This is a genomic window from Shewanella sp. N2AIL, assembly GCF_022690845.1.
Taxonomy (GTDB): domain Bacteria; phylum Pseudomonadota; class Gammaproteobacteria; order Enterobacterales; family Shewanellaceae; genus Shewanella; species Shewanella baltica.
This window is the reverse complement of record NZ_JALBYT010000034.1, coordinates 11,868-36,556: the sequence shown is the minus strand read 5'-3', so window position 1 is coordinate 36,556 and position 24,689 is coordinate 11,868. Positions and strand designations below refer to the sequence as shown.

Sequence of the window (24,689 nt, the reverse complement as noted above, 5' to 3'; positions counted from 1 at the left end):
ACGATGAAAACTCTACAATTAGTCTCAGCGATCGGTTTACTGGCATTCGGTTCATTGATGATGACGAGCGTATCTGCCGCCAGTATTCCCGACGAAAAAATAGCGACCCTGCGACAAGCGCCAATTGATGTGGAACCGACGCCGCCGGCGATGCAAAACGTGCGTAATACCGATGTGAAGGAAGTGCGCAGCTACCCCATGCAGCCGCCTGTGATCCCGCACAAGATCGACGGTTATCAGCTCGATCTCAAAGTGAACAAATGTATGGCCTGCCATGCCCGCAACCGCATTGGGGAATCCCAAGCACCTATGGTCAGCGTCACGCATTTTATGGACAGGGATAATAACTTCTTAGCCACATTATCGCCGCGCCGATATTTTTGCACTCAGTGTCATGTGCCGCAGTTGGATGCCAAGCTACTGGTCGAGAACGACTTTGTGGACATGGAACATCTGATCAAAGCTAAAACTGAGCAGAAAAAACACTAGGAGTTAGCATGTTAGATAAACTGAAAAAAATCTGGCAGGTACTCAATCGTCCGAGTGTGCATTACAGTTTAGGTTTTTTGACCTTAGGTGGCTTTGTGGCTGGAGTGATTTTTTGGGGCGGCTTTAACACAGCCCTTGAAGCGACCAACAAGGAAGCCTTCTGTATCAGTTGCCATGAAATGGAAAACAACGTCTATCAAGAGTTACAGACGACAATCCACTTCACTAACCGCAGCGGTGTGCGGGCAACGTGCCCTGACTGCCATGTGCCGCATAACTGGACCGATAAAATCGCCCGTAAAATGCAGGCATCTAAGGAAGTGTGGGGTAAGGTTTTCGGTACGATTAACACCCGTGACAAGTTTGAAAGTAAACGGCGCGAACTGGCTGAGCATGAGTGGGCGCGATTAAAGGCCAATGACTCGCTCGAGTGCCGTAACTGCCATAACTTTACGTATATGGACTTTACCCGCCAATCACCCAGAGCGGCGCAGATGCACTCAACGTCACTGGCGAGCGGCGAAAAGACCTGTATCGACTGCCACAAGGGGATTGCTCACCATCTCCCTGATATGGAAGGTGTGAAGGGATTTTAAGCTGAATCGTTCCCCGTGTTGCTTAGCGTGACTTTGTTTTGTGTAATCGTGACTTAGTTTTGTGTAGTTTAGTCTCGTTTAACTTAGCGTTGGTTAGTGTTAGTAAGTGTGACTTAGTGCGGCTAAATGTTTATTAGCCATCTCCAGCCAAAGGCCAAGCATAGTGATGCTTGGCCTTTTTATTGATTGTAATGGCACCGTGGCATAGTGACCTAAAGCCGTACTTGGTATGCTGAATTAAGGTTTAATCAATTAATTGTGTTACCGAGCAGCTAATGGCGTTTTATTCACTTCACAGCTCAGGATACAATCAGCAAAGAATCGTTATTGTATGATAGAGGTCAGTATGAAAAGGCCGCTATGGAAAATACCATTACGCAGGAGGCGATGATGAATGAACAACTTGAAAAACTCTTAGAAGACATAGGTTTTATGAGCCAGAGCCTGCTTGAAATCGTGCAGGGCGTGCGCCAAACCGTTAAAGCCACTGCCGCCGTATCCTCGCTCGACATCTCTGAAACTGTTAAATACGGCGGAATACTCTTTAGCGCGAAGAGCGCTTTTGGTGGGGTTTTCGCCTATAAACAGCATGTGTCATTGGAGTTCAGTCTGGGCGCAAACTTTAGCGATCCACACAAGGTACTCGAAGGCAGTGGCAAATTTCGCCGCCATATCAAGTTAACCTCAATCGATGAAATCGCAGCTAAACACGTGGCGGAATATATCACGCAGGCGCTGCATCAAGCGGATAAGTAACAAGTGGATTAGTATCAAGCGAATGAGTGGCTGTTTCGCCTTATGATGTTAGGTAATAGTGTTAGGCATTAGTGTTGGGTCGTGATGATAATTTATGTTGCTAACTCATGGTATTAGCTCAGAGTATTAGCTAAGCATGCTAGCAAATGCGCAGAAACAAAAAAGAGCTGAATAGTCAGCTCCTTTCGTTTTGCTAAGGTTTAATAGAGATGCCTTAGCAATGCAGTCCCAAGTTAAGGGATATTAGAAGTTCGCAGTACGCGGTGCACGTGGGAATGGGATAACATCACGAATGTTGTTAACGCCCGTCACGTAAGACACTAAACGCTCAAACCCTAGACCAAAACCTGCGTGTGGCACTGTGCCATAACGGCGCATATCACGGTACCACCAGTAATCTTCTTGGTTCAGATCCATTTCGGCTAAACGCATATCCAGCACGTCTAAACGCTCTTCACGTTGAGACCCACCGATGATTTCACCGATACCTGGGGCTAACACGTCCATCGCGGCAACGGTTTTACCGTCATCGTTTAAGCGCATGTAGAAGGCTTTGATATCTTTTGGATAGTTCTTCACAACCACAGGGGCTTTGAAGTGTTCTTCGGCTAAGTAACGCTCGTGCTCAGAAGATAAGTCGATACCCCAAGACACTGGGAACTCGAAGGTTCTGCCACATTTTTGCAGAATTTCAACCGCATCTGTGTAATCCACTTGCGCAAAATCACTTGAAACGAAAGATTGCAGACGGTCGATCACTGTCTTATCAACGTGCTGGGCGAAGAAAGTTAAATCGTCCATACGCTCAGTCAATACGGCATTAAATGCGTATTTCAACATCGCTTCGGCGAGGCCTGCGATGTCGTTTAAGTTAGCGAAGGCCACTTCAGGCTCAACCATCCAGAATTCCGCTAAGTGGCGGCTAGTGTTTGAGTTTTCAGCACGGAAAGTGGGGCCAAAGGTATACACTTTTGACAGTGCACAGGCGTAGGTTTCAGCGTTCAACTGGCCAGATACGGTTAGGAAAGCTTCTTTACCGAAGAAATCTTTATCGTAATCGACTTTCCCTGCATCAGTACGTGGCAGGTTTTCCATATCTAAGGTCGATACGCGGAACATTTCACCGGCGCCTTCACAATCTGATGCAGTAATCAGTGGGGTAGATACCCAAATAAAGCCTTCTTCGTGGTAGAAGCGGTGAATCGCTTGGGATAAACAGTTACGCACGCGGGCAACAGCACCAATAATGTTAGTGCGTGGGCGTAAGTGCGCTAATTCGCGTAAATGTTCAATCGAGTGACGCTTAGCGGCCATTGGGTAAGTGTCTGGATCATCAACCCAGCCCGCGACTTCAAGTTCAGTCACTTGCAGCTCAAATGCTTGACCTGCGCCTGGAGATTCCACCACGTCGCCTGTCATCACAACAGAACAGCCCGCAGTCAGCTTTAACACTTCGTTGTCGTAATTATCTAAGCTATTGGGCACGACACCTTGGATAGGATTAAAGCAAGAGCCGTCATAAACAGCTAAAAAAGAGATGCCGGCTTTAGAGTCACGACGGGTTCTGACCCAGCCACGAACTGTGACTTTAGAACCGACGGCGTGCTCACCTTTAAATACAGATGCGACAGATGCGATGCTCATTGTTGCTTAATTCTCCAACGAAACGTTTTATATGAAAATTTTGGAGGTTTATATTACCTTGCTGGTGGCTTTTCTCAAGCTGAAAAAGGTATCCTGAGGTTAATAATATCGATATTGGGCGATATAGTGAGTTAAACGGCGGGAGGCAGTATGAGTAAAGTTAGAATATTTCAAATTATCCTCGCGACATTATCCATTTTAGGCTGGGCGTTGGCCGTCTATGCGTTATTAGTGTTCGGTGATGCGAGGCCTGACCGCGAAGTCGGCGATTATTTAAGCCGTGGCGCGACATTTAGAGTCCATTGGGATCCACACGAAACCCAGTTATTACAGTATTTGATTTGGACCTGTGGCGGCATTAGTTTGGTCAGTTTAGCGTTTAACTATTATGTCGCCCACCATAGCCGTATGGGATATTGGTTTAACATTCCCATGTTGCTGTTAACCTCGATTGTCGCCGGTTTGTATATTCACTTGGTGGTTTAAATTAGCCAGTTGGCTTTTTAACGGTTTAGCGATGGTAAATTAAGTCAGAGAATATCGGCAGGAATGCTTAACTGGCGGCACAGATGGTCGATAATGGCGGCGGTCGCGCCCCAGATAAAGCGTTGTTGATAGGGAATAAAATGCACGCTGTAGTAGCGCCCTTGGCGTAAAAAGCGTTTTTGGTGGCGATTGCTCGGCTCAATAAAAAAGCTTAATGGCACAGTAAAGCAATCGGCTACCTCACCGGGATCGAGTTTCCAATCAAAGGCCTGCTTGATAATGCCGACCACGGGCGTGATTTCAAATCCGGTAAAGGTATTGTGGGCCGGAAATGTGCCCACCACATCGACGTTATACCGCGATAATCCAATTTCTTCTTCAGCTTCCCTTAACGCAGCCGCAATTGCATCGACATCGTAGGGCTCAATTTTACCGCCGGGGAAACTGATCTGTCCTGGATGGGCGCGAAGGTGCATCGGTCTTTGAGTCAAAATTAGATTCAGTTCACCGTTGATATCCTGCAGCGGGATCAACACCGCGGCTTTGCGCAGTCCAAGGTGTGGGAAGGCCGCCGGATCTTGCAGCGCTAAAGGGTGCAGATTAAATCTGAGTCTAAATTCCGCTTGATCCATCGACGTTCTCGTTACTGTTTAGTATGAAAGCTTACGGCTTTTGCGGCTCTGCGCCAAGCAAAGGCAAAATCCGGCTGATCTTATCGAAGGTTTCTTGGTATTCAGCATTCACTTCAGAATCCGCCACTATGCCGCCGCCCGCCCAGCAATAGAGTTTCCCCTGCTCAGCCACAATAGTGCGAATGGTGATACTGGTATCCATTTGGCCATCTTGGCTGATATAGCCCATAGAACCACAGTACAGACTGCGCCGTGAAGGTTCGAGCTCTTCAATAATTTCCATGGCGCGAATTTTTGGTGCGCCGGTAATTGAGCCGCCGGGGAACGCCGCGCGCAGCAAATCGCTGGCGCTGTACTTAGCATCAAGCTTAGCCGTGACTGTACTGACAAGGTGATGCACAGCAGGAAAGCTTTCAATCTCAAATAGATGCGGTACACGTACCGAACCAGCAGCTGCCACTTTGCCGATATCATTACGCAGCAAATCGACAATCATGACGTTTTCGGCGCGATCCTTTGGCGAGCTGGCAAGGGTTCTCGCGGCTTTGGCGTCGAGCGCGGGATCTGCGTGACGCGGCAGCGTGCCTTTGATGGGTTTAGTCTGAATATTATCACCGCGAAGTTGAATAAAGCGCTCAGGTGAAATCGATAAAATCGCGTTTTGCGGTAACCGCATAAAGGCCGAGAAGGGGGCTTTATTGGCATTGCGCAGTTGGCAGTAAGCCGACCATTCGTCGCCATGATAGCCAGCTTCAAATCTTTGGGTTAAATTTATTTGATAGCAATCGCCGCTGTGCAAATAGGCTTGTACTGCCTCAAATTTGGCCGTGTATTGGGCTTTATCGATTTGTGCTGTCCATGGGCCTGTGAGCATGAATGCATCTGAGTTTGGCTTGTGCGCCATTTTCGCTTGAATTTTATTCAATTCAATGTCGAGTGCTGCTTCACCTAAATAATGCAATAAATGCCAACACTGGGCTTGGTAATCATAAACTAACGCCCAGTCGTAAAAGCCGATGTTCATCTCCGGCAGTTGAATATCTTGCTGGGCGCTTGTTGGCAGGGATTCGATGCGACGGCCTAAGTCGTAACTAAAGCTGCCCATGGCGCCGCCACTGAAGGGCAGATCGCAATCAAAAGATTTTGAATACCAATGATTTAATAAAGTGTTGAGCAGGTCGAAGGGATCACGGTTTGGGTCCATCGCCTCGGGTAAGCTCAAGCTCGTATCGATGAGCTTTATATCGCTACGCTCGCCCTGAGTCACTAATGTTGCGATGGGATTGGCGCAAATGATGTCGAATCTGGCGTCCTGATGCGACGCGTTCGCCGAATCTAACAGGATTGCCCATGGGTCATTGGCAAAGTGTTCGAAGAGTGCTGCGGTGCTTAATGTCCAGTCAAGTTGGCGTGATGCAAGCTGTTTTGACGCCCTAATTGCCATCGATTAACCCTATTCAAAATGTGATGTAGCCCAAAAAGATGGGAAAGAGTATCATATTGGCCCAGAAAGAATTAAACAAAAATAAGTTAGGCCGCAAAGGCTGCTGGAGCGCTCCTACTATGTCATCTAACCATGAAATGTCTGTCAATTCTGTGATTAAGCAAGCCGACTTTATTGAAAGTGTGGCGGATGCTTTGCAATACATCTCTTATTACCACCCGAAGGATTTTGTTGATGCCATGAGCCAAGCTTATGAGCGTGAACAAAGTGCTGCGGCGAAGGATGCCATTGCCCAGATCTTAATTAACTCGCGTATGTCGGCCGAAGGCAAACGTCCTCTGTGTCAAGACACTGGGATTGTGACCACCTTCGTTAAAGTGGGTATGGGTGTCCAATGGGACAAAACCGATATGACAATTCAGGAAATGGTCGACGAAGGTGTTCGTCGTGCCTATACCAATCCTGATAACCCACTGCGTGCATCCATCGTGTCAGATCCTGCGGGCAGCCGTAAAAATACCAAAGATAACACCCCATCTGTGGTGCACATCGACATGGTGCCAGGCAACCATATCGAAGTGGCGATTGCGGCTAAAGGCGGTGGCAGTGAAAACAAAGCTAAGATGGTGATGTTAAACCCATCTGATGATATCGCCGCTTGGGTAGAAAAAACGCTACCGACGATGGGCGCAGGCTGGTGTCCACCGGGTATGCTGGGTATCGGCATTGGCGGCACGGCAGAAAAAGCCGCCGTATTAGCTAAAGAAGCGCTGATGGAAAGCGTGGATATCCATGAGTTGATGGCCCGTGGCGCGCAAACGACCGAAGAAAAGCTGCGTTTAGACATTTTTGAGCGCGCGAACAACTTAGGTATAGGTGCCCAAGGTCTCGGCGGTTTAACCACAGTGTTAGACGTTAAAATCAAATCGGCGCCAACCCATGCGGCATCAAAGCCTGTGGTGATGATCCCGAACTGCGCAGCGACTCGCCACGTGCATTTCCATTTAGACGGCTCAGGTCCTGCTGAATTGACGCCACCATCATTGTCAGATTGGCCAGAAATCACCCGTGAAGTGGGTGATGATGTGCGACGTGTTAACTTAGATACTGTGACTCAAGCGGATATCGAGCAGTGGCAGAGCGGTGAAACTATTCTGCTGAGCGGTAAAATGCTCACAGGTCGTGATGCTGCCCATAAGCGCATTCAAAGTCTAATCGAAAGTGGTGAAGGTCTGCCTGAAGGCGTGGACTTTACGGGTAAGTTTATTTACTACGTTGGCCCAGTTGATCCCGTCGGTGCTGAAGTTGTCGGTCCTGCGGGCCCAACCACGGCAACCCGTATGGATAAATTCACTGACTTAATGTTAGAGAAAACTGGCTTGATGGGCATGATAGGTAAAGCTGAGCGCGGCCCAGCGACAGTTGAATCGATCAAAAAACACAAAGCGGTATATCTGATGGCCGTTGGCGGCGCAGCGTATTTAGTGTCAAAAGCGATTAAACATTCTCGCGTTGTGGCCTTTGCCGATTTAGGCATGGAAGCGATTTACGAGTTTGACGTGCAAGATATGCCAGTGACTGTGGCTGTGGATTCAAATGGCGTGAACGCCCATGAAACTGGCCCAGCAATTTGGAAAGTGAATATCGCCAACGCGAAAGCCTAAGTGGGAGTGAAGCGAAGGCGTTAGCGGATTGAACTTGATGGCTTTTTAAGCAAAGCCGTTTAAATTTGCGCTCTGATATCGGTTGCTTCGGTAATCTGATATCAGTTCCTTACACAAATTATTGCGCCACTGACATTTTGTCACAAAAAAATACGCTCAGGTTCGCCATTTGGCTTGCCTGAGCGTTTTTGTTTCGATAGTGTGGCAAGCTTATCTTCAAAAGATACGATCTCAGATCGTTTTTAACATTCGTGTTTGCAGCAATGATGATTATTGAATATTTGCAAGCCTCGAACCTGTTCAACAAAAAGACGGACATAACAATGAAAATAGCTCCTCTCCTATTGGCGCTCGGCGCCGCAGGGTTGGCGTTATCAGCCCAAGCGGCCGATCCAACGCCTTTTACTGTGCAACAACTCATTAAACTCAATAAGATGCATTCTGCGACTGTGTCCCACGATGGCACTAAATTAGTTTATGGTCTTAAAACGGTAAACGATAAGGGAGAGGGCAGTTCTGATCTGTATCTATTGGATCTGACTGACACGAAAGCGAAACCGTTACAACTGACCTCTGCTGCGGGCACTGAGCACGATGTGAGTTTCGCCACTGACGACAAATCAATTTATTTCCTTGCCGGTCGTAGCGGTTCAAGCCAGCTATTCCAACTGCCATTAACGGGCGGTGAAGCGGTTCAAGTTTCTGATTTACCTTTGGATATAGATGGTTACAAACTATCAAACGACGGTAAACAAGTTGTACTTAGCATGCGTGTATTCCCAGAGTGTAAGGATTTAGCCTGCTCAAAGGATAAATTTACCGCTGAATCTGAGCGTAAATCGACTGGCCGCGAATACAAGCAGTTAATGGTTCGTCACTGGGACACTTGGGAAGATCACGCCCGTAGCCACTTATTTGTTGGCGCAGTCAACGGTGAAAAACTGACTAAAGTTGTTGATGTCACCCAAGGGTTAGACACTGAAACGCCGCCAAAACCATTCTCGGGTATGGAAGAAGTGACCTTCACCCCAGACGGTAAGTTCGTCGTTTATAGCGCTAAAGCGCCGAGCAAAGATCAAGCTTGGACCACTAACTATGATTTGTGGCAAGTGCCAGTCACGGGCGGCGCCGCAACTAACTTGACCAAAGACAATCTCGCATGGGATGCACAGCCAACGTTTTCGAGCGATGGTCGTTATATGGCCTATTTAGCGATGAAAAAACCGGGTTTTGAAGCGGATCGTTACGGCATCATGCTGCGCGACACCACTACTGGCCAAACTAAAGAAGTGGCACCATTATGGGATCGTAGCCCAAGCTCACTGATGTTTGCCCCTGACAATCGTACCTTGTATGTCACGGCGCAAGACATAGGCCAAGTATCTATTTTCCAAGTGAATACTCAATTTGGCGATGTGCGTTCTATCTACAGCGATGGCACAAACAGCTTAATTGCGGTCACTAACGATGAACTGATTTTCGACAGCAAAACCTTAGTTGAGCCAGGCGATCTCTACAGTATCACTACAGATGGCCAAGGGCTTAAGCGTCTGACTGAAGTGAATAAAGACAAGTTAGCCGAGATCAAGTTCGGTAAGTTTGAACAGTTCAGCTTCAAGGGTTGGAATAACGAAGACGTCTACGGTTACTGGATCAAACCGGCTAACTTCCAAGAAGGTAAAAAATACCCGATTGCCTACTTAGTACATGGCGGACCGCAGGGTTCATTTGGTAATGCCTTCAGCGGTCGATGGAACGCGCAGTTATGGGCGGGTGCAGGCTATGGCGTTGTCATGGTGGATTTCCACGGCTCTACTGGTTACGGCCAAGCCTTTACGGATTCTATCAGCCAAGATTGGGGCGGTAAGCCATTAGAAGATTTGCAAAAAGGCCTAGCGGCGGTGAGCCAACAACAAAAATGGCTCGATCCGCAAAACGCCTGTGCGCTCGGTGGTTCTTACGGCGGCTACATGATGAACTGGATCCAAGGCAACTGGAACGATGGTTTCAAGTGTCTTGTTGATCACGCAGGTCTGTTCGATATGCGTTCTATGTACCATGTGACCGAAGAGTTATGGTTCCCTGAGTATGAATTTGGCGGTACTTACTCAGATAACAAAGCCTTATATGAGAAGTTTAACCCAGTGAATTATGTTGAAAACTGGAAAACGCCCATGTTGGTGATCCACGGCGAGAAAGACTTCCGTGTCCCTTATGATCAAGGTTTAGCGGCATTTAGCTTTATGCAGCGTAAAGGTATTCCATCTGAGTTGTTGATTTTCCCAGATGAAAACCATTGGATCCTAAAACCTGAAAACCTAGAGCAATGGTACGCCAATGTATTCCGTTGGATGGACCGCTGGACTAAGCAGTAACTGCCAGCACAATAACAGACTGTTGAATGACAGACTGTTGAATGACAGACTGTTTAATAACAAACAGTGAATGGCAGTGTAATAAAAGGCGTAAGGCTCGCCCTGATAGGGTTATCATCGGCGAGTTGTTTGATGTGATTAACTATTAAAGTGTTTTACGCGAAGCGTCTTTTGTTCAAGCGTCTTAAAAAGCCAGGACTCTGTTCTGGCTTTTTATTGCGTCATGTAATGGATTTATTTTTAATCAAGGAGTTAAGATGAATATTCGAGCCGCAACCTTAGCTGATATCCCTGAAATAAGCGAATTGCTCACTCAGTTAACCCAAGACTTTATCGCTCCAACATGCACTGCAGAGGGCGCTGCAATCTTAGTGAATGCCATGTCGATTGAAGCGATTGGTAGCTACTTTGCTATGGGTTATCAGTATCATGTCGCCATAACGGACTCGGGCCAACTTGCAGGTGTAGTGGGGATGAAGGCGAATAGTCACTTATATCATCTTTTTGTTGCCTCCCATGCGCAGGGACAAGGCGTAGCGCGAATGTTATGGGAACATGCCAAAGCTCAATGTTTAGCCCAAGGCAATCCGGGCGTATTTACCGTGAACTCGGCATTGAATGCACAAGCTGTGTACTTAGGTTTTGGCTTTGAGCCATTAGGAGCAGAGCGAGAGCGCGGCGGGATCCGCGATATTCCCATGCAGTTGACGCTTTAGGCTGGCAGCACTCATTCATCCAAACACTAGTACTCTCAATTGAGCTAATAGAACTAAAAATAGAGGAATTATGGCAAATTTAACCTTTTATCCCATCGGCACCGCGGGTGAAAAATGGGGCGAGTCTGAAAAAGCCGCATGGCTGGCGAGCACCCAAATCAAGCGTTCGTATCATGATGATGTTGTGACGCCACTCAAGGCAATGGAAGCAAAGCTATCTTTGCTTGGGCTTGGCATTGTGCAATATGGCGCCTTATCGATTAATGCCGATCGTTATCCATTATTTGCGGTAAAAAGCCAACAGTTTGATCCACAAAAGCCAACCGTGCTGGTGACTGGCGGCGTGCATGGTTACGAGACCAGCGGTGTGCATGGCGCATTGGCCTTTTTAACGAATGAAGCGGCGAATTACGTGCAACAGGTGAACTTAGTAGTTGCCGTGTGCGTGAGTCCTTGGGGTTACGAGACTATTAATCGCTGGAATCCAAAGGCTATCGATCCAAATCGTTCATTCTATGCCAACAGCCCTGCAGAAGAATCGGCGGCCTTGATGGCTTTAGTTGCTTCAGTTGCGCAAGGTTTTGATGTGCATGTGGATTTACATGAAACCACAGATTCAGATGAGTTAGAGTTTCGCCCAGCGCTTTGCGCCCGCGATGGCATTGAATATGACAAAGGCACTATCCCAGATGGCTTTTATGCTGTGGGCGATACCGAACATTCAATGGATGCTTTCCAAAAAGCCATTATCGATGGCGTGAGCAAAGTGACGCACATTGCTCCTGCCGACGAGAAAGGCGAGATCATAGGCTCGACTGTGGTGCAGCACGGAGTGATTAACTACCCGCTTAAGTCATTAGGGCTTTGCAGCAGTGTCACGGGTTGTATCTATAACACAACGACAGAAGTGTACCCAGATAGCCCAACAGCCACACCTGCCGAATGTAATCTGGCGCAGGTTGCGGCCATCACCAGCGCCATCGATTATGTACTGGCGCAGCGTTAGTCGCTGTTTGTTGTGATGACCAGTCTAGTGATGTTCAGCTCAGTGGTGATCAGTTGAGTTAGCGGCAAGAGAAGTGATATTTCGTTCATTTCATTAACGTATCGCCTTATGCATTCCTTAATTAGGTCGTTCACGGAACATCACGCAGTAAAAAGCCCTCATTCGAGGGCTTTTTCATTTATGTTGCGCGGCGCTTAATTAGCACGCGCTTAGCATTGTTAGGCTATGGCTTAGTTGTTGTCGCTATAGTCACGGCCATAATAGCTATCGAGGAACAGTTGTTTCAGCTCGTTAATCAAGGGGTAACGTGGGTTGGCACCGGTACATTGATCATCGAAGGCATCTTCGGCTAATTCATCTAACTTGGCGAGGAAGTCGGCTTCGTTGACGCCAGCTTCTTGGATAGAAGCAGGAATGCCAATCGTCTTCTTGAGGTGTGTGATTTTCTCAAGCAATTTTTCGACTTTTTCTTCATCCGTCTTTCCGCCTAGTTTCAAGTGATCTGCGATGGCAGCATAACGGCACAGGGCTTTTGGCCTGTCGTATTGGCTAAAGGCCGCTTGCTTAGTGGGCAGATCCGTTGCGTTAAAGCGTATTACGTTATTGATCAATAGCGCATTGGCTAAACCGTGGGCAAGATGGAACTCTGCGCCCAGTTTGTGCGCCATTGAGTGGCAAATCCCAAGGAAAGCGTTAGCAAAGGCGATACCAGCAATAGTGGCGCCATTATGGACTTTTTCACGGGCGACAGGTGACTGTGAGCCCAAGTTGTAGGCATCGGGTAAATATTTGCACAGTAAATCGAGGGCTTGCAGTGCTTGGCCGTCGCTATATTCGTTTGCCATCACGCTGACATAGGCTTCAAGAGCATGGGTTACCGCATCTATGCCACCAAAGGCGGTCAGAGATTTAGGCATGTCCATTACTAGGTTAGGATCAACAATCGCCATGTTGGGCGTGAGTTGATAATCGGCAATCGGATATTTTTTACCGGTAATTTCGTCTGTCACAACGGCAAAAGGTGTGACTTCTGAGCCTGTGCCTGAGGTGGTTGGAATCGCCACCATCATGGCTTTACTGCCCATTTTAGGGAATTTGTAGATACGTTTACGAATGTCCATAAAGCGCAGTGCCAAATCAGCAAAATCGACATCGGGGTGCTCGTACATCACCCAAATAATCTTCGCCGCATCCATTGGTGAGCCGCCGCCGAGCGCAATAATCACATCGGGTTTAAAGCTTTGAGCCACCTTAGCGCCTTGACGCACTATGGCTAAAGTGGGATCGGCTTCAACATCGTAAAAGATTTCGGTTTCAAGGCCTTGGGCCTTTAAAATCCGCATGGTTTCGTCGCAATAACCGTGGTTAAATAAAAATCTGTCGGTGATGATCAGCGCGCGTTTTTTATCGCTCAGTTCTTCGAGTGCGATGGGTAAACTGCCGCGGCGGAAATAGATAGATGCAGGAAGCTTGTGCCACAACATGTTTTCGGCCCTCTTAGCGACGGTTTTTTTGTTGATCAGATGGCTCGGGCCAACGTTTTCTGAAATCGAGTTGCCACCCCAAGAACCACAACCCAAAGTGAGTGACGGTGCTAGTTTGAAGTTGTACAGATCGCCAATGCCGCCCTGTGAGGCAGGGGTGTTGATCAAGATACGCGCCGTTTTCATTCTAAAACCAAAGGCATGTACACGTTCGGTTTGGGTATCTTGGTCGGTATAAAGCCCTGAAGTGTGGCCAATGCCGCCAAGTGCGACTAAAGCTTCAGCTTTATCCATGGCATCGTTAAAGTCGATGGCGCGGTACATGCCAAGCAGTGGTGATAGTTTTTCATGGGCGAAGGCCTCACTGTCGCAAATGTCGGTGACTTCACCAATCAACACTTTTGTCCAGTGCGGCACTTCAAAGCCGGCCATTTGCGCGATACTGGCGGCGCTTTGGCCAACGATATCGGCATTTAAGCCACCATTTTTTAAAATGACCTGCTGCATCGCCGCGGTTTCATCCTTCGATAGCATATAGCCGCCGTGAGTCGCGAAACGCTCTTTGACTTGCTCGTAAATACTATCAACCACAATTACCGCTTGTTCTGACGCACAAACGACGCCGTTATCGAAGGTTTTCGACATGAGAATCGAGCTGACCGCACGTTTGATGTCGGCGGTTTCATCGATGACAATCGGCGTGTTACCCGCACCGACGCCAATCGCCGGTTTACCGGAAGAGTAGGCGGCTTTTACCATGCCTGGGCCACCGGTTGCGAGAATTAAATTGATCCTTGGGTGTGTCATCAATTGATTTGACAGTGCGACGCTGGGTTCATCAATCCAGCCAATAATGTCTTTAGGTGCACCCGCAGCAATGGCTGCATCAAGCACTAATTTTGCTGCCGTTGTGGTAGATATTTTGGCCCTAGGATGGGGCGAGAAGATGATCGCGTTACGGGTTTTAAGGCTGATTAAAGCCTTAAATATCGCTGTCGATGTGGGGTTAGTGGTGGGCACTATGCCACAGATGATGCCCACGGGTTCAGCAATGGTAATAGTACCGAAGGTGACATCTTCAGATAAAATCCCACAGGTTTTTTCATCTTTGTATTTATTGTAAATGTACTCAGAGGCAAAGTGGTTTTTGATCACTTTGTCTTCAACGACACCCATGCGGGTTTCTGCGGCGGCCATTTTCGCCAGCGAGATACGCGCATCGGCAGCGGCAAGGGCCGCTGCGCGGAAAATGTTATCGACTTGCGATTGGCTGAACGTCGCATACTCGGCTTGTGCTTTCGCTACTCGCTCGACCATGAGATCCAGTTCTTGTGCATTGGTCACTGTCATGATTAATACTCCTAAAAAGATTTAGTGAATCAAGTCATTCACTAAATCCTCTTTATGGTAGAAAATTACACCTAAAACCGCGTTGAAAGTGTGATATTACCGACAATATCGGGCTTTTATGTAATAAAACTACACTTAGGGTAACTTGTTTGTTTAAAAATGCGCTGAAAATGCATCGGCTTCGATAACTAAATATTATTCGAAGTTGTGATTTAACCTCAAAAATCTCATTTTTCAGTCAATAGCGCTTGAGATACTATACTTGCCCTCAAGCATATTTTGATGAAGACGGCGTGACACGCATATAAGGATAGTCCCTTGGAGTTAACTCTTTACGTTAAATTTTTTCTTGGCCTCGTTGCTATCATCAATCCGGTTGGCTTGTTGCCTGTGTTTGTGAGCTTAACCAGCCATCAAACGGAGGCTGAGCGGAATCACACGGGTAAAGTGGCCAACTTTGCGGTTGTGGTGATCCTCTTAGTCACAATTGTGGCGGGGCAGCACATTCTGAATATGTTCAGCATTTCGTTATCAGCCTTTAGGATCGCGGGTGGCAGCTTGATTGCCATTATTGCGATGTCGATGTTGCAAGGTAAATTAGGCGAAGTTAAGCGCAACCAAGAGGAAGACCGCGAATCCTCGGCAATGGAATCGGTGGCGGTGGTGCCTTTGGCCTTGCCACTGATGGCGGGACCTGGTGCTATCAGTTCAGTAATTGTCTTTGCCGCCGAGCATAATTCATTGTCGAACATTATTGCCATGTTCATCACTGTGATTGTGTTTGGTTTAGTCAGTTTTGGCCTGTTTAGAATGGCATCTATCATCTATAAGATTTTGGGTAAGACGGGGATTAACGTGATTACCCGTCTTATGGGGCTATTAATGCTATCTATAGGTATTGAAGTGATTGCGGCAGGTGTAAAGGGATTATTCCCGCAGCTTTTTAGCTAAGTATTACTCCGCAGGATTCATCGTACTTTTATCAATAAACGCACAGGTATTATTCCTGTGCGTTTTTATTTGTACGCTAATTTTTTTGAATTTTATCGGTTTACCTTGAGTGCACTTGATAAGTCAGCGCTTTTTTTCACCTTTAAAGAAAGGCATGAAGTCGCCGTTTATCAGCATATTAGCGACTACTTTTCTACAAACCTTAGTCGTCCTATGCATAATCTTATGCTATACCTAGTGTTCGCTAATTTAGTTAAAAATTCGTTTAAAAGGAAATTTCTATGAAATGGCAATGGATTGGTAATCTCAGTCTAAAACAAAAATTATTAATGGTCGTTTTGCCTCCCTTATTAGCTTGTTTCCTCTGCGGCTCACTTTACCTCATTGAAAAGTATGAATATAAGCAAGATTTAACCTTAGTGGTGCAATTGAGTGAGTTGGCTGTGACAAACAGTAATTTAGTGCACGAATTACAAAAAGAGCGCGGAATGAGCGCTGGATTTCTTGGCTCTGCGGGAAAAGCCTTTGCCGCGAAAATCCCTAGTCAAAGACAGCTTACGGATACACAGCTGAATCTCTATCAGCAATTTATCACCCAAAATCAGCTACCAGCGATATTTGCTCCTAAGCTTAAGGAACTTAATTCACAGTTAGGGCGATTAAATTCAATTCGCTCACAGGTGGACAGTTTAAGTATCAGCGTTGCCGACGAAGTCGCCTATTACACAGAATTAAATAAGATATTACTGGCGATAGTCGATGAAACCGCTAAAACTGGCGCCAACCAAGAAATCGCTATCAAAGCCGCAGCCTTTAGTGCCTTTTTGCAATTGAAGGAGAGGGCGGGGATTGAAAGGGCAGTACTCAGCTCAACCTTTGGTCAAGCCGGATTTAAGCCTAAGGTTTATGCAAAATTTATCACTTTAGTCTCGGAGCAAAATACCTACCAAGAAAGGTTTTTAGCCTTAGCCTCAATGGATTTATCCGCTGCATTTAACCGTTTACAGAGTTCAGCTGCAATGCATGACGTTGAACTGTTACGTCAAATTGCGTTTGAGCAAGATAATCAAAAAATTCAACAACAAAGCCCAGAAGATTGGTTTAGTAAATCAACCGCGCGGATTGAGTTATTACGTGAGTATGAGCAACAGGTTTCAGCTGATTTACTCAAGATCACCCATGAGAGATTATCCTCAGCAAATGAGAAAATGTTCTTAGTGCTTGCGACCTTAATCTCAGTATTAGCGATAGTCTTGATACTGAGTTTATCTGTGATCCGCTACTTGCACGACAGTGTGCATCATTTGTATTCGACTATTACACAAGCCCGTAAACATTATGATTTGAGTGTGCGTTTGACTCAAACAAGCTCGGATGAGTTTGGTGAACTTGCCATCGCCTTTAACGACATGATGAGTGATTTTGAAAAGGTTATCCTACATGTGCGTGCTAGCGGCGCGAAACTACAGCAAGCGGTAGCCCAAATGGACCTTTGTACCCACGCCATGGAGCAAGATGTGATGGCGGGTCACAGCGAGGCAGAGCAAGTAGCCTCAGCTATGACAGAAATGAGCGCGACAGTGACCGAAATTGCCAGCAATGCCGTACAGGCATCCGAAGCGTCCTCGGCTGCTAATCGTGAGGCAAAGTCAGGTAACATTGAAGTTGGCCGTACAGGTATATCAATTAAGGCTTTGGCAGATGATATTAGTGGTGCATCTCAAGCGATAAATGAATTGGATAAAGAGATCCACGGTATAGTCGTTGTGCTCGATGTGATCAGCAGTATTGCTGAGCAAACCAATCTACTGGCGCTTAATGCTGCGATTGAAGCTGCACGAGCAGGGGAAATGGGCCGCGGTTTTGCCGTTGTCGCTGATGAAGTCCGCAGTTTAGCGCAGCGCTCGCAAACTTCTACTTCTGATATTAAAAATATGACCGACAGATTAAAAACGGGGGCGAGCATTGCAGTAAAAGCCATGGAAAGGGGCTTGGCACAGGCAAACAACAGCGTTCATGAAGCTGAGAAAGCGGGTATCGAACTGAAACGTATTGTAGAGCAAGTCGATATCATTGATCGAATGAACGAGCAAATTGCCACAGCAACCCATGAGCAATCGGCGGTATCCGAAGACGTAAATCGTAATGCACTGAAGATCAGTGAGATTTACCTTAATACCCAAAGGATCTCCGATGAGCTTAGGGAACTGACCAAAGCCCTAACGTTTGACGCAAATTTAATGTCAAAAGAAGTACACAAATTTACCGTTAATTAACGGCATAAAACGGTGAAAAGATTCAGGAAATGACGCTGGTTTGTTTAGCAATTGTGCAACCGCCTGAAACTGAGTCTTTTTTACTTGACCCCCTTTAGGCTTTTGCGTACAGTACCGCTCCGTTAACGATGAAAGCCTCTCGGCAAGGCTATATGAAATCGCTAGCGATTGTTAAACGTGAAAGATTAACCACGCTAACATAAATCGACATATGGTGAGGTGTCCGAGTGGCCGAAGGAGCACGCCTGGAAAGTGTGTATACGGTAACGTATCGAGGGTTCGACTCCCTCTCTCACCGCCAAATTATTAAACAAAAACAGCGACTTACGAGTCGCTGTTTTTGTTTTGGGAACTATTTGGGATCCAAATGTGGATTTTAATATAGTTGTTTAGTCTAAAATCTCCCTTCCAATCATTTTTTTCCGGTTTTACCTTAGTGATATTCTTTCACTCATTCAGCACTTATCTACCCATCTTAGGCATACTGGCAGTTGGTATGTTATCAAGTGTAGGTGTGTAAAAAATCATCTATGTTAGTTCGACAATTTCTAGAATTATTTGATGGGCTGAAAACAACTGAAATGTTGCTTAGCTAATGTGAAGGTAATAACAGTTGAAATGTTGAAACCAGCATTGTTCCGGTGATTTTTTAGAACCTTAATAATGCTGGATATTGGCATGCTTATTTTATCTAATGTAAGCAGCTCTATAGTTACCCTTGAGCGGTTGTGAACCGTTCAAAAATAGAATTTATCTTTTGGGATGCGCTATCTCGTTCTACTTTGTTTGGAGATTTATTCCATTTAAGATAGTGTTTCTCTGTTGTTAAGACGCTTGCATGGCCGAGTTGTTTTGAAATGTACGTTTGATTAGCACCTTCATTACATGCTAAGGATGTAAAAGTGTGTCGGCAATGGTTTGGTTTTGTCTTGCTGACGTTGATAACCTTCAGAAAATGATAAAAATCCTTTCTAAATTTCTGTTCGTTTTGATAGCTTGTTTGTGTATCCATGCATAGCAAAACGAATCGGACATTTTCTTGTTTGATTTGTTTATAATCCGCACCAAGAGTCTTGATTGTTTGTTGAGGTGATAGTTCATAGAACCTTTTCTTCATTTCATTCAGCATCCAAAGCGCAGGATCTAAAATATCGACTCGACGAGATTCGACGCCTCTTACTTTTAAGGTTTTATATTTTCCATCTACTCTCGCTCTGCGGATGGTAATAATTTTTTTTTCTAAATCAATATCCTCCCAAGATAAACCCATTAGCTCTGAAAACCTGAGCCCTGCGCAACAATTGAACAATATAATGAGTGCAATCATTGGGTTAATAGAAATGCTATTCTGAATTTTGTTAAGATCCCCGATCGTGAATAATTTTTCAGTGATTGTGCTATCGCCATGACCCTGCTTAATTTTCATTCTTCGTAAATTGATCGGCGACTTAACTAAATCACCGTTGTCGACGGCATTTTGTAAGAGTGCATCCAGCAGCCTGATCGTCTCATTCACTGTTTTCCATGCCAACGTAGATAATTGTTCGTTACGAAACTTAAAGACATCATTTGAGTTAATTTCAAGTATGTTTTTTTCACCAATAGCCAATGAGATACGCTTAAAGTGACCTTTATAGCTTTTGACTGTAGCGGGAGCTAAGGTGGGATAGTGGTTTTTTGTATAGTTTTCTATTAAGTCATTAATAGTTAAAGGGACTTTGGTATTATTTCTTTTATAATTAGCGAACGCGAGTTCCAACTCGGCTGGCGATAACTTCCGCCATCCATCTAACTTAGATATCACGGAAACAATTTCTAGAGATGTAAGACCCACATACAGTGTTTGTTTATAAGTCCTGTTTTGTCGTTTAAACACAGCTCTTAACGAATTACCATGTACTTCAATATTTTTAATTTGATGCTGATTTATCACCCCTTTTGCTTCAGCAGGTGTTAGTTGCACAGTATTTAAAGGAAATTGTTTCACTGTGCTTAATTCCCTTGTTCATTGATTAATACGTCAATTGCTTCGTAGTGAAACATATTCGTACCATCGAATTTCTTGTAATGAATCACTTTAATCAGCACCTTACGACGAATTTTGCTCTTAATTGCGTTATAAGTTAACCCTTTGTAACGTTCCAAAATTTCTGCAGTGACCCATCCTAGTTTTTGAGACATATCTTAACCTCGCATTTTGTTGGTATGAGGTTATTGTCATCGAAGTGATTTGGCTCTGAAAATTTTGATTATGCTTTCTTTGCTTTTTATTTTTGTAACCCAAGCTTCATAGTTTTTTTTATGTTGCTGATTTTTAGTTATTTTGTTTTGACTTAAGGTTTGTTGTCGAACCAGGCAACACTACTGATATTTAAAAAAAATATTTTTGAATTGACTACTTTTTAGGGCAGTTCTTGGAGTGATTATTTTGTTTAGGAAGGAATTTAAGCTGAGTTTCACAGTGAAGATTCCTTTTAATATCATTAATTTAAGTTAATATCAAGGTATATTTCATACTTTGGATAGACCAGATGTTAATGACAGTTGAGCAAGCGAAATTGTTTTGTAAGAAAAAAAATATTAAACATCTAGATATTCGCTCAAGTACCTGCGTCCGAATGATGTTTAAACTTAACTCAAAACTATACCGAATGGCATTGGATGATATTGAGTGCACAGAACAAGGATTGTTACGCGCATCAGTAATCGTTAGTGATTTGAAAAATATAGCTAAATATAATCATGAGCAATTTTTGAAGCAACTTGATAATTATCATTTCATTCGAGAGGAACAACTTGAAGCTAAATTATTCAATCATTACATTGACGCTTTTTTGAACGCGAAAAGGATAACGTTAGCGCCATGTACGATTAAAAACTACGAGAATAAGATTCTGACGCATATCGTGCCTCGCTTTGCAAATGATGCAGTTGATAAAATTAAGCCGTTAGATATTGAATCATGGATGAATACTAAACTAGCGTATTTGAGTAACAAAACGATTAAGGAGATTTTAAGCATTTTAAATCAGATATTTACCTTTGCGCTGTTGGATGAGGCAATATCGGTTAATCCGCTGGATAGGTTAAAATCGACTAACGTTACAAATCTCAAAGTGTTAACGCAAGTACCAGATCCATTCTTAGCCGAAGAGATAACCCAAATAGCATCAGTGGCCACAGATAGACAATCTGAAGTCAATATGATCATTTGTAATTGCTTTCTCGGTCTAAGGGTCAGTGAGTTGATGGCGTTGGCATGGGAAGATGTTGACTTAGAGAACGATACAATTCATATCTCGCGTGCAGTCGTTGAAGGCATTTACAAAAAGCCAAAAAACCTATCTAGTAACAGGCATATAGAGTTACTCCCGCAGGCAAAAACAATACTCATTGATCAGCGTGATAATTATAATTATTCTGCACTAGAAACGATTAATGTGCTTCGAGAGGACAATAAGTCTATAGAGAGGCAGCGTGTTCACTTTGTATTTTGTAATAGTAATACTAGAAAAGCATACACTTCAGATGCCCACTTGAGACAAAGATTTTATTGTTACCACTTGAAGAAAGCTGGGATTCGTTTTAGAGGGCCAAGTCAAACGCGGCATACCTTTGCATCGCACTTAATTTCGGCAGGACTACCTTTATCATGGGTTGCTCGGCAAATGGGGCATACCAGCATAAAGATGATCGAGAAACACTATGGTAAGTGGCTACCAACGCAAAAATACTGCATGAGAGAAATGGCTGAAAAAGCCTTCACGTTTTGATTTAAATGATTTAAATGATTGAAATTAATTAAGGTTAATATATGCCAAAAATCGTATATGTTGATATGGACGATGTGCTTGTAAATTATACAGAAGCTGTAACCTTTAAAAAACTCCAGAAACCTGAGCAGGCATACCCTCAAGCTGAATTGGGATTTTTCAGCTGCTTAGCCCCTAAAGTAGGTGGCATTGCTGTGATGAAAAAGATGCTCGAACATCCAGAAATTGAACCTTACATAGCCACAGCGCCAAGTTTGCAAAATCCATTGTGTTATATGGAGAAGCGTATTTGGGTAGAGCAACACTTAGGCATGGAATATGTCAGTCGTCTTATCATCATTCCGAACAAAGGATTGCTGAAGGGAGATATTCTTATCGACGACCACGTTGAAGGAAAGGGCCAAGAGTTTTTTAAGGGGGATTTGTGGCAGTTTGGTTCAATACGCTTTCCAGACTGGAGTGCTGTTGAGATTGAGTTATTTAATAACTTTCTCAGATGATGACGCCTTACTTAATAGTCAAGCTAACTGGCGAAAGTTGTTGGCTCGAAGTGGTGGTTGAGCCAGATTGATTTCGATGCGATTTAAATAAGGAAACTGCTTTAACATTTAGGCAGATTCCTTACTATGGTCACGGATTTCAGAGTTTTTTCTTATCTATTTCTTTGGCTTACATCTTTTCACAAGCACTATGCTGCCAATAATCATTAGCGCAATTGGTAGTAAAAATTCCATCATTTTTCCTTAACCGCCCTATAGGCGTCATTCACTAATTTGTCTGGTTAGTTACGTTGAGGTTTAGCAAAACCGGAACATCATGTACTTAAAACGCACCCATGGATCCTCGGGCTCGGGTGTATTTGCATAACGTCTATCATAGGCTAAAACACCGAAGGCGTACTTAATCTGCAGTATTAACGGAGGTAAAAGGCAATTCATATCCTCAGTATAGATAAACCAGCAAAAGCACATGATAGTGATAATGCTCAAAAGGACTAAAGGTATCCATTTGGCAAGTGTTTTGTCGTTTAGATGACGGCGCATAATTAGAAACCATCCCCAAATCCACTGTCGAAATCGCAGCTAAATGTGTCGTTAGGCAATGACCAAGCATCATCGCTTGTGCTGCTATTACACGCCGATGTGTCGGATTCAGTAATGCCAAATGGGTTGCCATGCACATCGACTCCTGTGTTACTTATCATAGGTGTGCCATCAATGTTTACGATCGGGCCGTTGTGATTATTGTCAGTCATGCAGTTATTCCTTTAATGTGATTAAGAGTAAAGCTCCTAAATTGACATTAATGAAAAAAAGCACTTTTTCAAGCATATTTTTCGCAATGGTGGACAATAAAAATGTTGAGTGAGTTTTGTTGTTTTTCTTTCATTTTTTTATCTTGTCTCGGACTTCACACTCACATTAGTGACGACATTTTAATGCTGAGCTTGCAGGTTGGCGTTAACAGAATGTGCTTTTGACGAGCAAAAATCGGTACGATTTTCTGCGACAAAAGTGCTTGTGATAACAAGCTTTCAAGCGCGGATTTGGGCGATTACGCAGTAATGGCTCAAAGGAGCACGCGCATGTACAGCTGGTCTGTACTAACCGCATTTTAGTTTTGCCTCAGCAAAATTTAGGGGTGAATTTGGCACAAATACACCGCTAAACCCCAGACTTTTCGTGAGAAAAGTGAGCGAGACGCGAGGGGGAATAAGATGGCACATCGCCCCCTCGACGTGAGCGGCGAAAATGCGGTTAGTACAGAGCGTAGCTCGGTGCATGCGCGTCTGATGTCGTGGAGTGCTAGAACGGAGTTCGTAAGCCAGCTCTGATGACGAGTCATCAGAGCTGGCGGGCGCTTCAGGGCATCTGAGTCGTTTGCGCAGCAAGTGACTCATCAGCCAAAGGCTGGCTTGGTAGCGATGTTCATCGCTATTTTCATTCCGATAGGATGAAAGCAGTTTATCGTGATGAAAATCTGCAACTATTCAATCAAAAATATCATCAATGCGTTAAATTTGTCCCCTCGATGGCTAGTTAATTGTACCCATTTAATCAAAGGTATTTTTAATGACATCACACAGTAGCGCAAAGGATAAATCGGTCGCGAATCTTCCACTTCGATACGACCCGTTTTTGAATTTCGATATGCAATATCGACCTGGCGTAAATAACAATAAAACGGGGAAAATCCGCCGCGAGTTCACGATGAAATTGGTGGCTCGATTTGGCCTGATTTCACCGAGTAACATTGCTTGGCTCTATGGCATCAGCCATCGGCAATCTCTGGAGCATTTAAATAAGCTTGTCCAAGAGCAACTGCTTTGCCTTGTTACTACCCATCGTTCCCACGATGGCCGTGTTTATACACTCACTTACAGTGGCGCAAAATACGCCGAAGAGTTACTGAATGTTGCAGTCTATTATCGTGCAAAAGAGCATCCGGCGCTGCAAGTGAACCAGAACACTTTAATGCACGACTTAATCATGCAGTTTGTGTTGTTGAAAGGCATCCATCATCACAAGCCCAACGGTGAGCCTAATCCGCTATGGTGTGCCATGATGACTGAGCCCGAGTTTAAACGGCGTTTTACTCACAGCAGTGTGCGAAATGTGGATGGGATAGTGAGGGAGGTGGATGGAACCATTTGTGCCGTCGAAATGGAGCATTCCTTTAAGACAAAAGCCGCGCGGCAAACCATTTTATTGAAATGGCATCATGGGATAGGGCAAGGCTATTACGATAAGGTCATGCTGTTTTCTCAATCCTTGCACATTTTTAGCGACATTAAACGACTTCATGAGCAGCTCTATGATGAGCTAACCACAAGGCCTGATAAAAAGACTCGTCAGCCTTTATTAACCGCGCAAGATGCGGCATCACTTAAGCAACGAATTATCTATCGTACTCTGCTGTGTGATGAACTCACCGAACGGTTTTATCGCTAGCAAACAATCTCTAATTTCCAAAAACGACAAAAGGCACCTAAGTGCCTTTTGAAGGGTATACAAAGATTTTACAATGCATTACCAGTAGATGAAGTC

Annotated in this window: 20 protein-coding genes and 1 tRNA gene; 14 read left to right on the top strand and 7 right to left on the bottom strand. The window is 44.8% G+C overall.

Annotation, left to right across the window (positions count from 1 at the left end; translation table 11 throughout):
* The first annotated feature begins 3 nt into the window (after positions 1-3).
* The 3 genes from MO387_RS17285 (at position 4) to MO387_RS17275 (ending at position 1,841) form a co-directional block, all read left to right on the top strand.
* A complete protein-coding gene (locus MO387_RS17285; RefSeq protein WP_107947248.1) occupies positions 4-489 on the top strand; it encodes a nitrate reductase cytochrome c-type subunit in 486 nt (161 codons plus the stop codon).
* An 8-nt stretch (positions 490-497) separates the two neighbouring features.
* A complete protein-coding gene (locus tag MO387_RS17280) occupies positions 498-1,085 on the top strand; it encodes a cytochrome c3 family protein (RefSeq protein ID WP_107947250.1) in 588 nt (195 codons plus the stop codon).
* Between the two features lie 390 nt (positions 1,086-1,475).
* Positions 1,476-1,841, top strand: a complete 366-nt coding sequence (locus tag MO387_RS17275) for a DUF1801 domain-containing protein (protein ID WP_049770360.1) — start codon at positions 1,476-1,478, stop codon at positions 1,839-1,841.
* Between the two features lie 243 nt (positions 1,842-2,084).
* On the opposite strand, the gene asnS is transcribed toward MO387_RS17275, so the two are convergent.
* A complete protein-coding gene (asnS, locus tag MO387_RS17270) occupies positions 2,085-3,485 on the bottom strand; it encodes an asparagine--tRNA ligase (protein ID WP_107947252.1) in 1,401 nt (466 codons plus the stop codon).
* Positions 3,486-3,635: 150 nt separating this feature from the next.
* Between asnS and MO387_RS17265 the strand changes: the two genes are divergently transcribed.
* Positions 3,636-3,971 (top strand): hypothetical protein, encoded by a 336-nt coding sequence (locus MO387_RS17265; protein ID WP_006081412.1) that lies wholly within the window; start codon positions 3,636-3,638, stop codon positions 3,969-3,971.
* Between the two features lie 44 nt (positions 3,972-4,015).
* On the opposite strand, the gene MO387_RS17260 is transcribed toward MO387_RS17265, so the two are convergent.
* Positions 4,016-4,603, bottom strand: a complete 588-nt coding sequence (locus MO387_RS17260; protein WP_006081413.1) for a CoA pyrophosphatase — start codon at positions 4,601-4,603, stop codon at positions 4,016-4,018.
* Between the two features lie 31 nt (positions 4,604-4,634).
* Positions 4,635-6,047 (bottom strand): aminodeoxychorismate synthase component I, encoded by a 1,413-nt coding sequence (gene pabB / locus MO387_RS17255; RefSeq protein WP_107947255.1) that lies wholly within the window; start codon positions 6,045-6,047, stop codon positions 4,635-4,637.
* Between the two features lie 119 nt (positions 6,048-6,166).
* Here pabB and MO387_RS17250 point away from each other — a divergent pair, with 119 nt between their 5' ends.
* The 4 genes from MO387_RS17250 (at position 6,167) to MO387_RS17235 (ending at position 11,808) form a co-directional block, all read left to right on the top strand.
* Entirely contained in the window at positions 6,167-7,711 is a 1,545-nt protein-coding gene (locus tag MO387_RS17250) for a fumarate hydratase (protein WP_107950202.1), read from the top strand.
* Between the two features lie 323 nt (positions 7,712-8,034).
* Positions 8,035-10,086: a S9 family peptidase gene (locus tag MO387_RS17245; RefSeq protein WP_107947260.1), complete on the top strand. Its 2,052-nt coding sequence runs from the start codon at positions 8,035-8,037 to the stop codon at positions 10,084-10,086.
* A 257-nt stretch (positions 10,087-10,343) separates the two neighbouring features.
* Positions 10,344-10,802 carry a GNAT family N-acetyltransferase gene (locus MO387_RS17240; protein ID WP_107947262.1) on the top strand — a complete coding sequence of 153 codons (459 nt, stop codon included), beginning with the start codon at positions 10,344-10,346 and terminating at the stop codon, positions 10,800-10,802.
* A 70-nt stretch (positions 10,803-10,872) separates the two neighbouring features.
* Positions 10,873-11,808 (top strand): M14 family metallocarboxypeptidase, encoded by a 936-nt coding sequence (locus MO387_RS17235; RefSeq protein WP_107947265.1) that lies wholly within the window; start codon positions 10,873-10,875, stop codon positions 11,806-11,808.
* Positions 11,809-12,038: 230 nt separating this feature from the next.
* On the opposite strand, the gene adhE is transcribed toward MO387_RS17235, so the two are convergent.
* The gene (gene adhE, locus MO387_RS17230; RefSeq protein ID WP_107947267.1) at positions 12,039-14,642 is read right to left on the bottom strand and encodes a bifunctional acetaldehyde-CoA/alcohol dehydrogenase; all 2,604 of its coding nucleotides are present in this window, start codon (positions 14,640-14,642) and stop codon (positions 12,039-12,041) included.
* A gap of 318 nt (positions 14,643-14,960) precedes the next feature.
* Between adhE and MO387_RS17225 the strand changes: the two genes are divergently transcribed.
* From MO387_RS17225 to MO387_RS17215, 3 genes are all read left to right on the top strand, one after another.
* Complete coding sequence (locus MO387_RS17225; protein WP_006081420.1) at positions 14,961-15,593, top strand: YchE family NAAT transporter; 633 nt, start codon at positions 14,961-14,963, stop codon at positions 15,591-15,593.
* A 281-nt stretch (positions 15,594-15,874) separates the two neighbouring features.
* Entirely contained in the window at positions 15,875-17,869 is a 1,995-nt protein-coding gene (locus MO387_RS17220; protein ID WP_107947269.1) for a methyl-accepting chemotaxis protein, read from the top strand.
* A 213-nt stretch (positions 17,870-18,082) separates the two neighbouring features.
* A tRNA-Ser gene (locus MO387_RS17215) sits at positions 18,083-18,170 on the top strand.
* 411 nt (positions 18,171-18,581) lie between these two features.
* Here the strand turns inward: MO387_RS17215 and MO387_RS21345 are convergent.
* Together MO387_RS21345 and MO387_RS17205 are read right to left on the bottom strand one after the other, a co-directional pair.
* Positions 18,582-19,856 carry a site-specific integrase gene (locus MO387_RS21345; RefSeq protein ID WP_226059047.1) on the bottom strand — a complete coding sequence of 425 codons (1,275 nt, stop codon included), beginning with the start codon at positions 19,854-19,856 and terminating at the stop codon, positions 18,582-18,584.
* Positions 19,857-19,861: 5 nt separating this feature from the next.
* The gene (locus MO387_RS17205; protein WP_242326431.1) at positions 19,862-20,050 is read right to left on the bottom strand and encodes an excisionase family protein; all 189 of its coding nucleotides are present in this window, start codon (positions 20,048-20,050) and stop codon (positions 19,862-19,864) included.
* Between the two features lie 350 nt (positions 20,051-20,400).
* Here MO387_RS17205 and MO387_RS17200 point away from each other — a divergent pair, with 350 nt between their 5' ends.
* Together MO387_RS17200 and MO387_RS17195 are read left to right on the top strand one after the other, a co-directional pair.
* On the top strand, positions 20,401-21,642 hold the full coding sequence (locus MO387_RS17200) for a site-specific integrase (protein WP_226059046.1): 1,242 nt from the start codon (positions 20,401-20,403) through the stop codon (positions 21,640-21,642).
* Between the two features lie 41 nt (positions 21,643-21,683).
* Entirely contained in the window at positions 21,684-22,142 is a 459-nt protein-coding gene (locus MO387_RS17195) for a hypothetical protein (RefSeq protein WP_107947332.1), read from the top strand.
* A gap of 545 nt (positions 22,143-22,687) precedes the next feature.
* Here the strand turns inward: MO387_RS17195 and MO387_RS17190 are convergent.
* Positions 22,688-22,897, bottom strand: coding sequence for a hypothetical protein (locus tag MO387_RS17190; RefSeq protein WP_107947334.1), 210 nt, complete (start codon positions 22,895-22,897; stop codon positions 22,688-22,690).
* 817 nt (positions 22,898-23,714) lie between these two features.
* On the opposite strand from MO387_RS17190, the gene MO387_RS17185 reads away from it, so the two are divergent.
* Positions 23,715-24,593, top strand: coding sequence for a hypothetical protein (locus MO387_RS17185; RefSeq protein WP_242326430.1), 879 nt, complete (start codon positions 23,715-23,717; stop codon positions 24,591-24,593).
* Positions 24,594-24,689 lie beyond the last annotated feature (96 nt).

What these genes read in the sequence shown, in the direction of transcription:
- MO387_RS17285 (WP_107947248.1), top strand. Translation starts at nt 4, where the DNA reads ATGAAAACTCTACAATTAGTCTCAGCGATCGGTTTACTGGCATTCGGT.
- MO387_RS17280 (WP_107947250.1), top strand. Translation starts at nt 498, where the DNA reads ATGTTAGATAAACTGAAAAAAATCTGGCAGGTACTCAATCGTCCGAGT.
- MO387_RS17275 (WP_049770360.1), top strand. Translation starts at nt 1,476, where the DNA reads ATGAATGAACAACTTGAAAAACTCTTAGAAGACATAGGTTTTATGAGC.
- asnS (WP_107947252.1), bottom strand. Translation starts at nt 3,485, where the DNA reads ATGAGCATCGCATCTGTCGCATCTGTATTTAAAGGTGAGCACGCCGTC.
- MO387_RS17265 (WP_006081412.1), top strand. Translation starts at nt 3,636, where the DNA reads ATGAGTAAAGTTAGAATATTTCAAATTATCCTCGCGACATTATCCATT.
- MO387_RS17260 (WP_006081413.1), bottom strand. Translation starts at nt 4,603, where the DNA reads ATGGATCAAGCGGAATTTAGACTCAGATTTAATCTGCACCCTTTAGCG.
- pabB (WP_107947255.1), bottom strand. Translation starts at nt 6,047, where the DNA reads ATGGCAATTAGGGCGTCAAAACAGCTTGCATCACGCCAACTTGACTGG.
- MO387_RS17250 (WP_107950202.1), top strand. Translation starts at nt 6,167, where the DNA reads ATGTCATCTAACCATGAAATGTCTGTCAATTCTGTGATTAAGCAAGCC.
- MO387_RS17245 (WP_107947260.1), top strand. Translation starts at nt 8,035, where the DNA reads ATGAAAATAGCTCCTCTCCTATTGGCGCTCGGCGCCGCAGGGTTGGCG.
- MO387_RS17240 (WP_107947262.1), top strand. Translation starts at nt 10,344, where the DNA reads ATGAATATTCGAGCCGCAACCTTAGCTGATATCCCTGAAATAAGCGAA.
- MO387_RS17235 (WP_107947265.1), top strand. Translation starts at nt 10,873, where the DNA reads ATGGCAAATTTAACCTTTTATCCCATCGGCACCGCGGGTGAAAAATGG.
- adhE (WP_107947267.1), bottom strand. Translation starts at nt 14,642, where the DNA reads ATGACAGTGACCAATGCACAAGAACTGGATCTCATGGTCGAGCGAGTA.
- MO387_RS17220 (WP_107947269.1), top strand. Translation starts at nt 15,875, where the DNA reads ATGAAATGGCAATGGATTGGTAATCTCAGTCTAAAACAAAAATTATTA.
- MO387_RS17205 (WP_242326431.1), bottom strand. Translation starts at nt 20,050, where the DNA reads ATGTCTCAAAAACTAGGATGGGTCACTGCAGAAATTTTGGAACGTTAC.
- MO387_RS17200 (WP_226059046.1), top strand. Translation starts at nt 20,401, where the DNA reads ATGTTAATGACAGTTGAGCAAGCGAAATTGTTTTGTAAGAAAAAAAAT.
- MO387_RS17195 (WP_107947332.1), top strand. Translation starts at nt 21,684, where the DNA reads ATGCCAAAAATCGTATATGTTGATATGGACGATGTGCTTGTAAATTAT.
- MO387_RS17190 (WP_107947334.1), bottom strand. Translation starts at nt 22,897, where the DNA reads ATGACTGACAATAATCACAACGGCCCGATCGTAAACATTGATGGCACA.
- MO387_RS17185 (WP_242326430.1), top strand. Translation starts at nt 23,715, where the DNA reads ATGACATCACACAGTAGCGCAAAGGATAAATCGGTCGCGAATCTTCCA.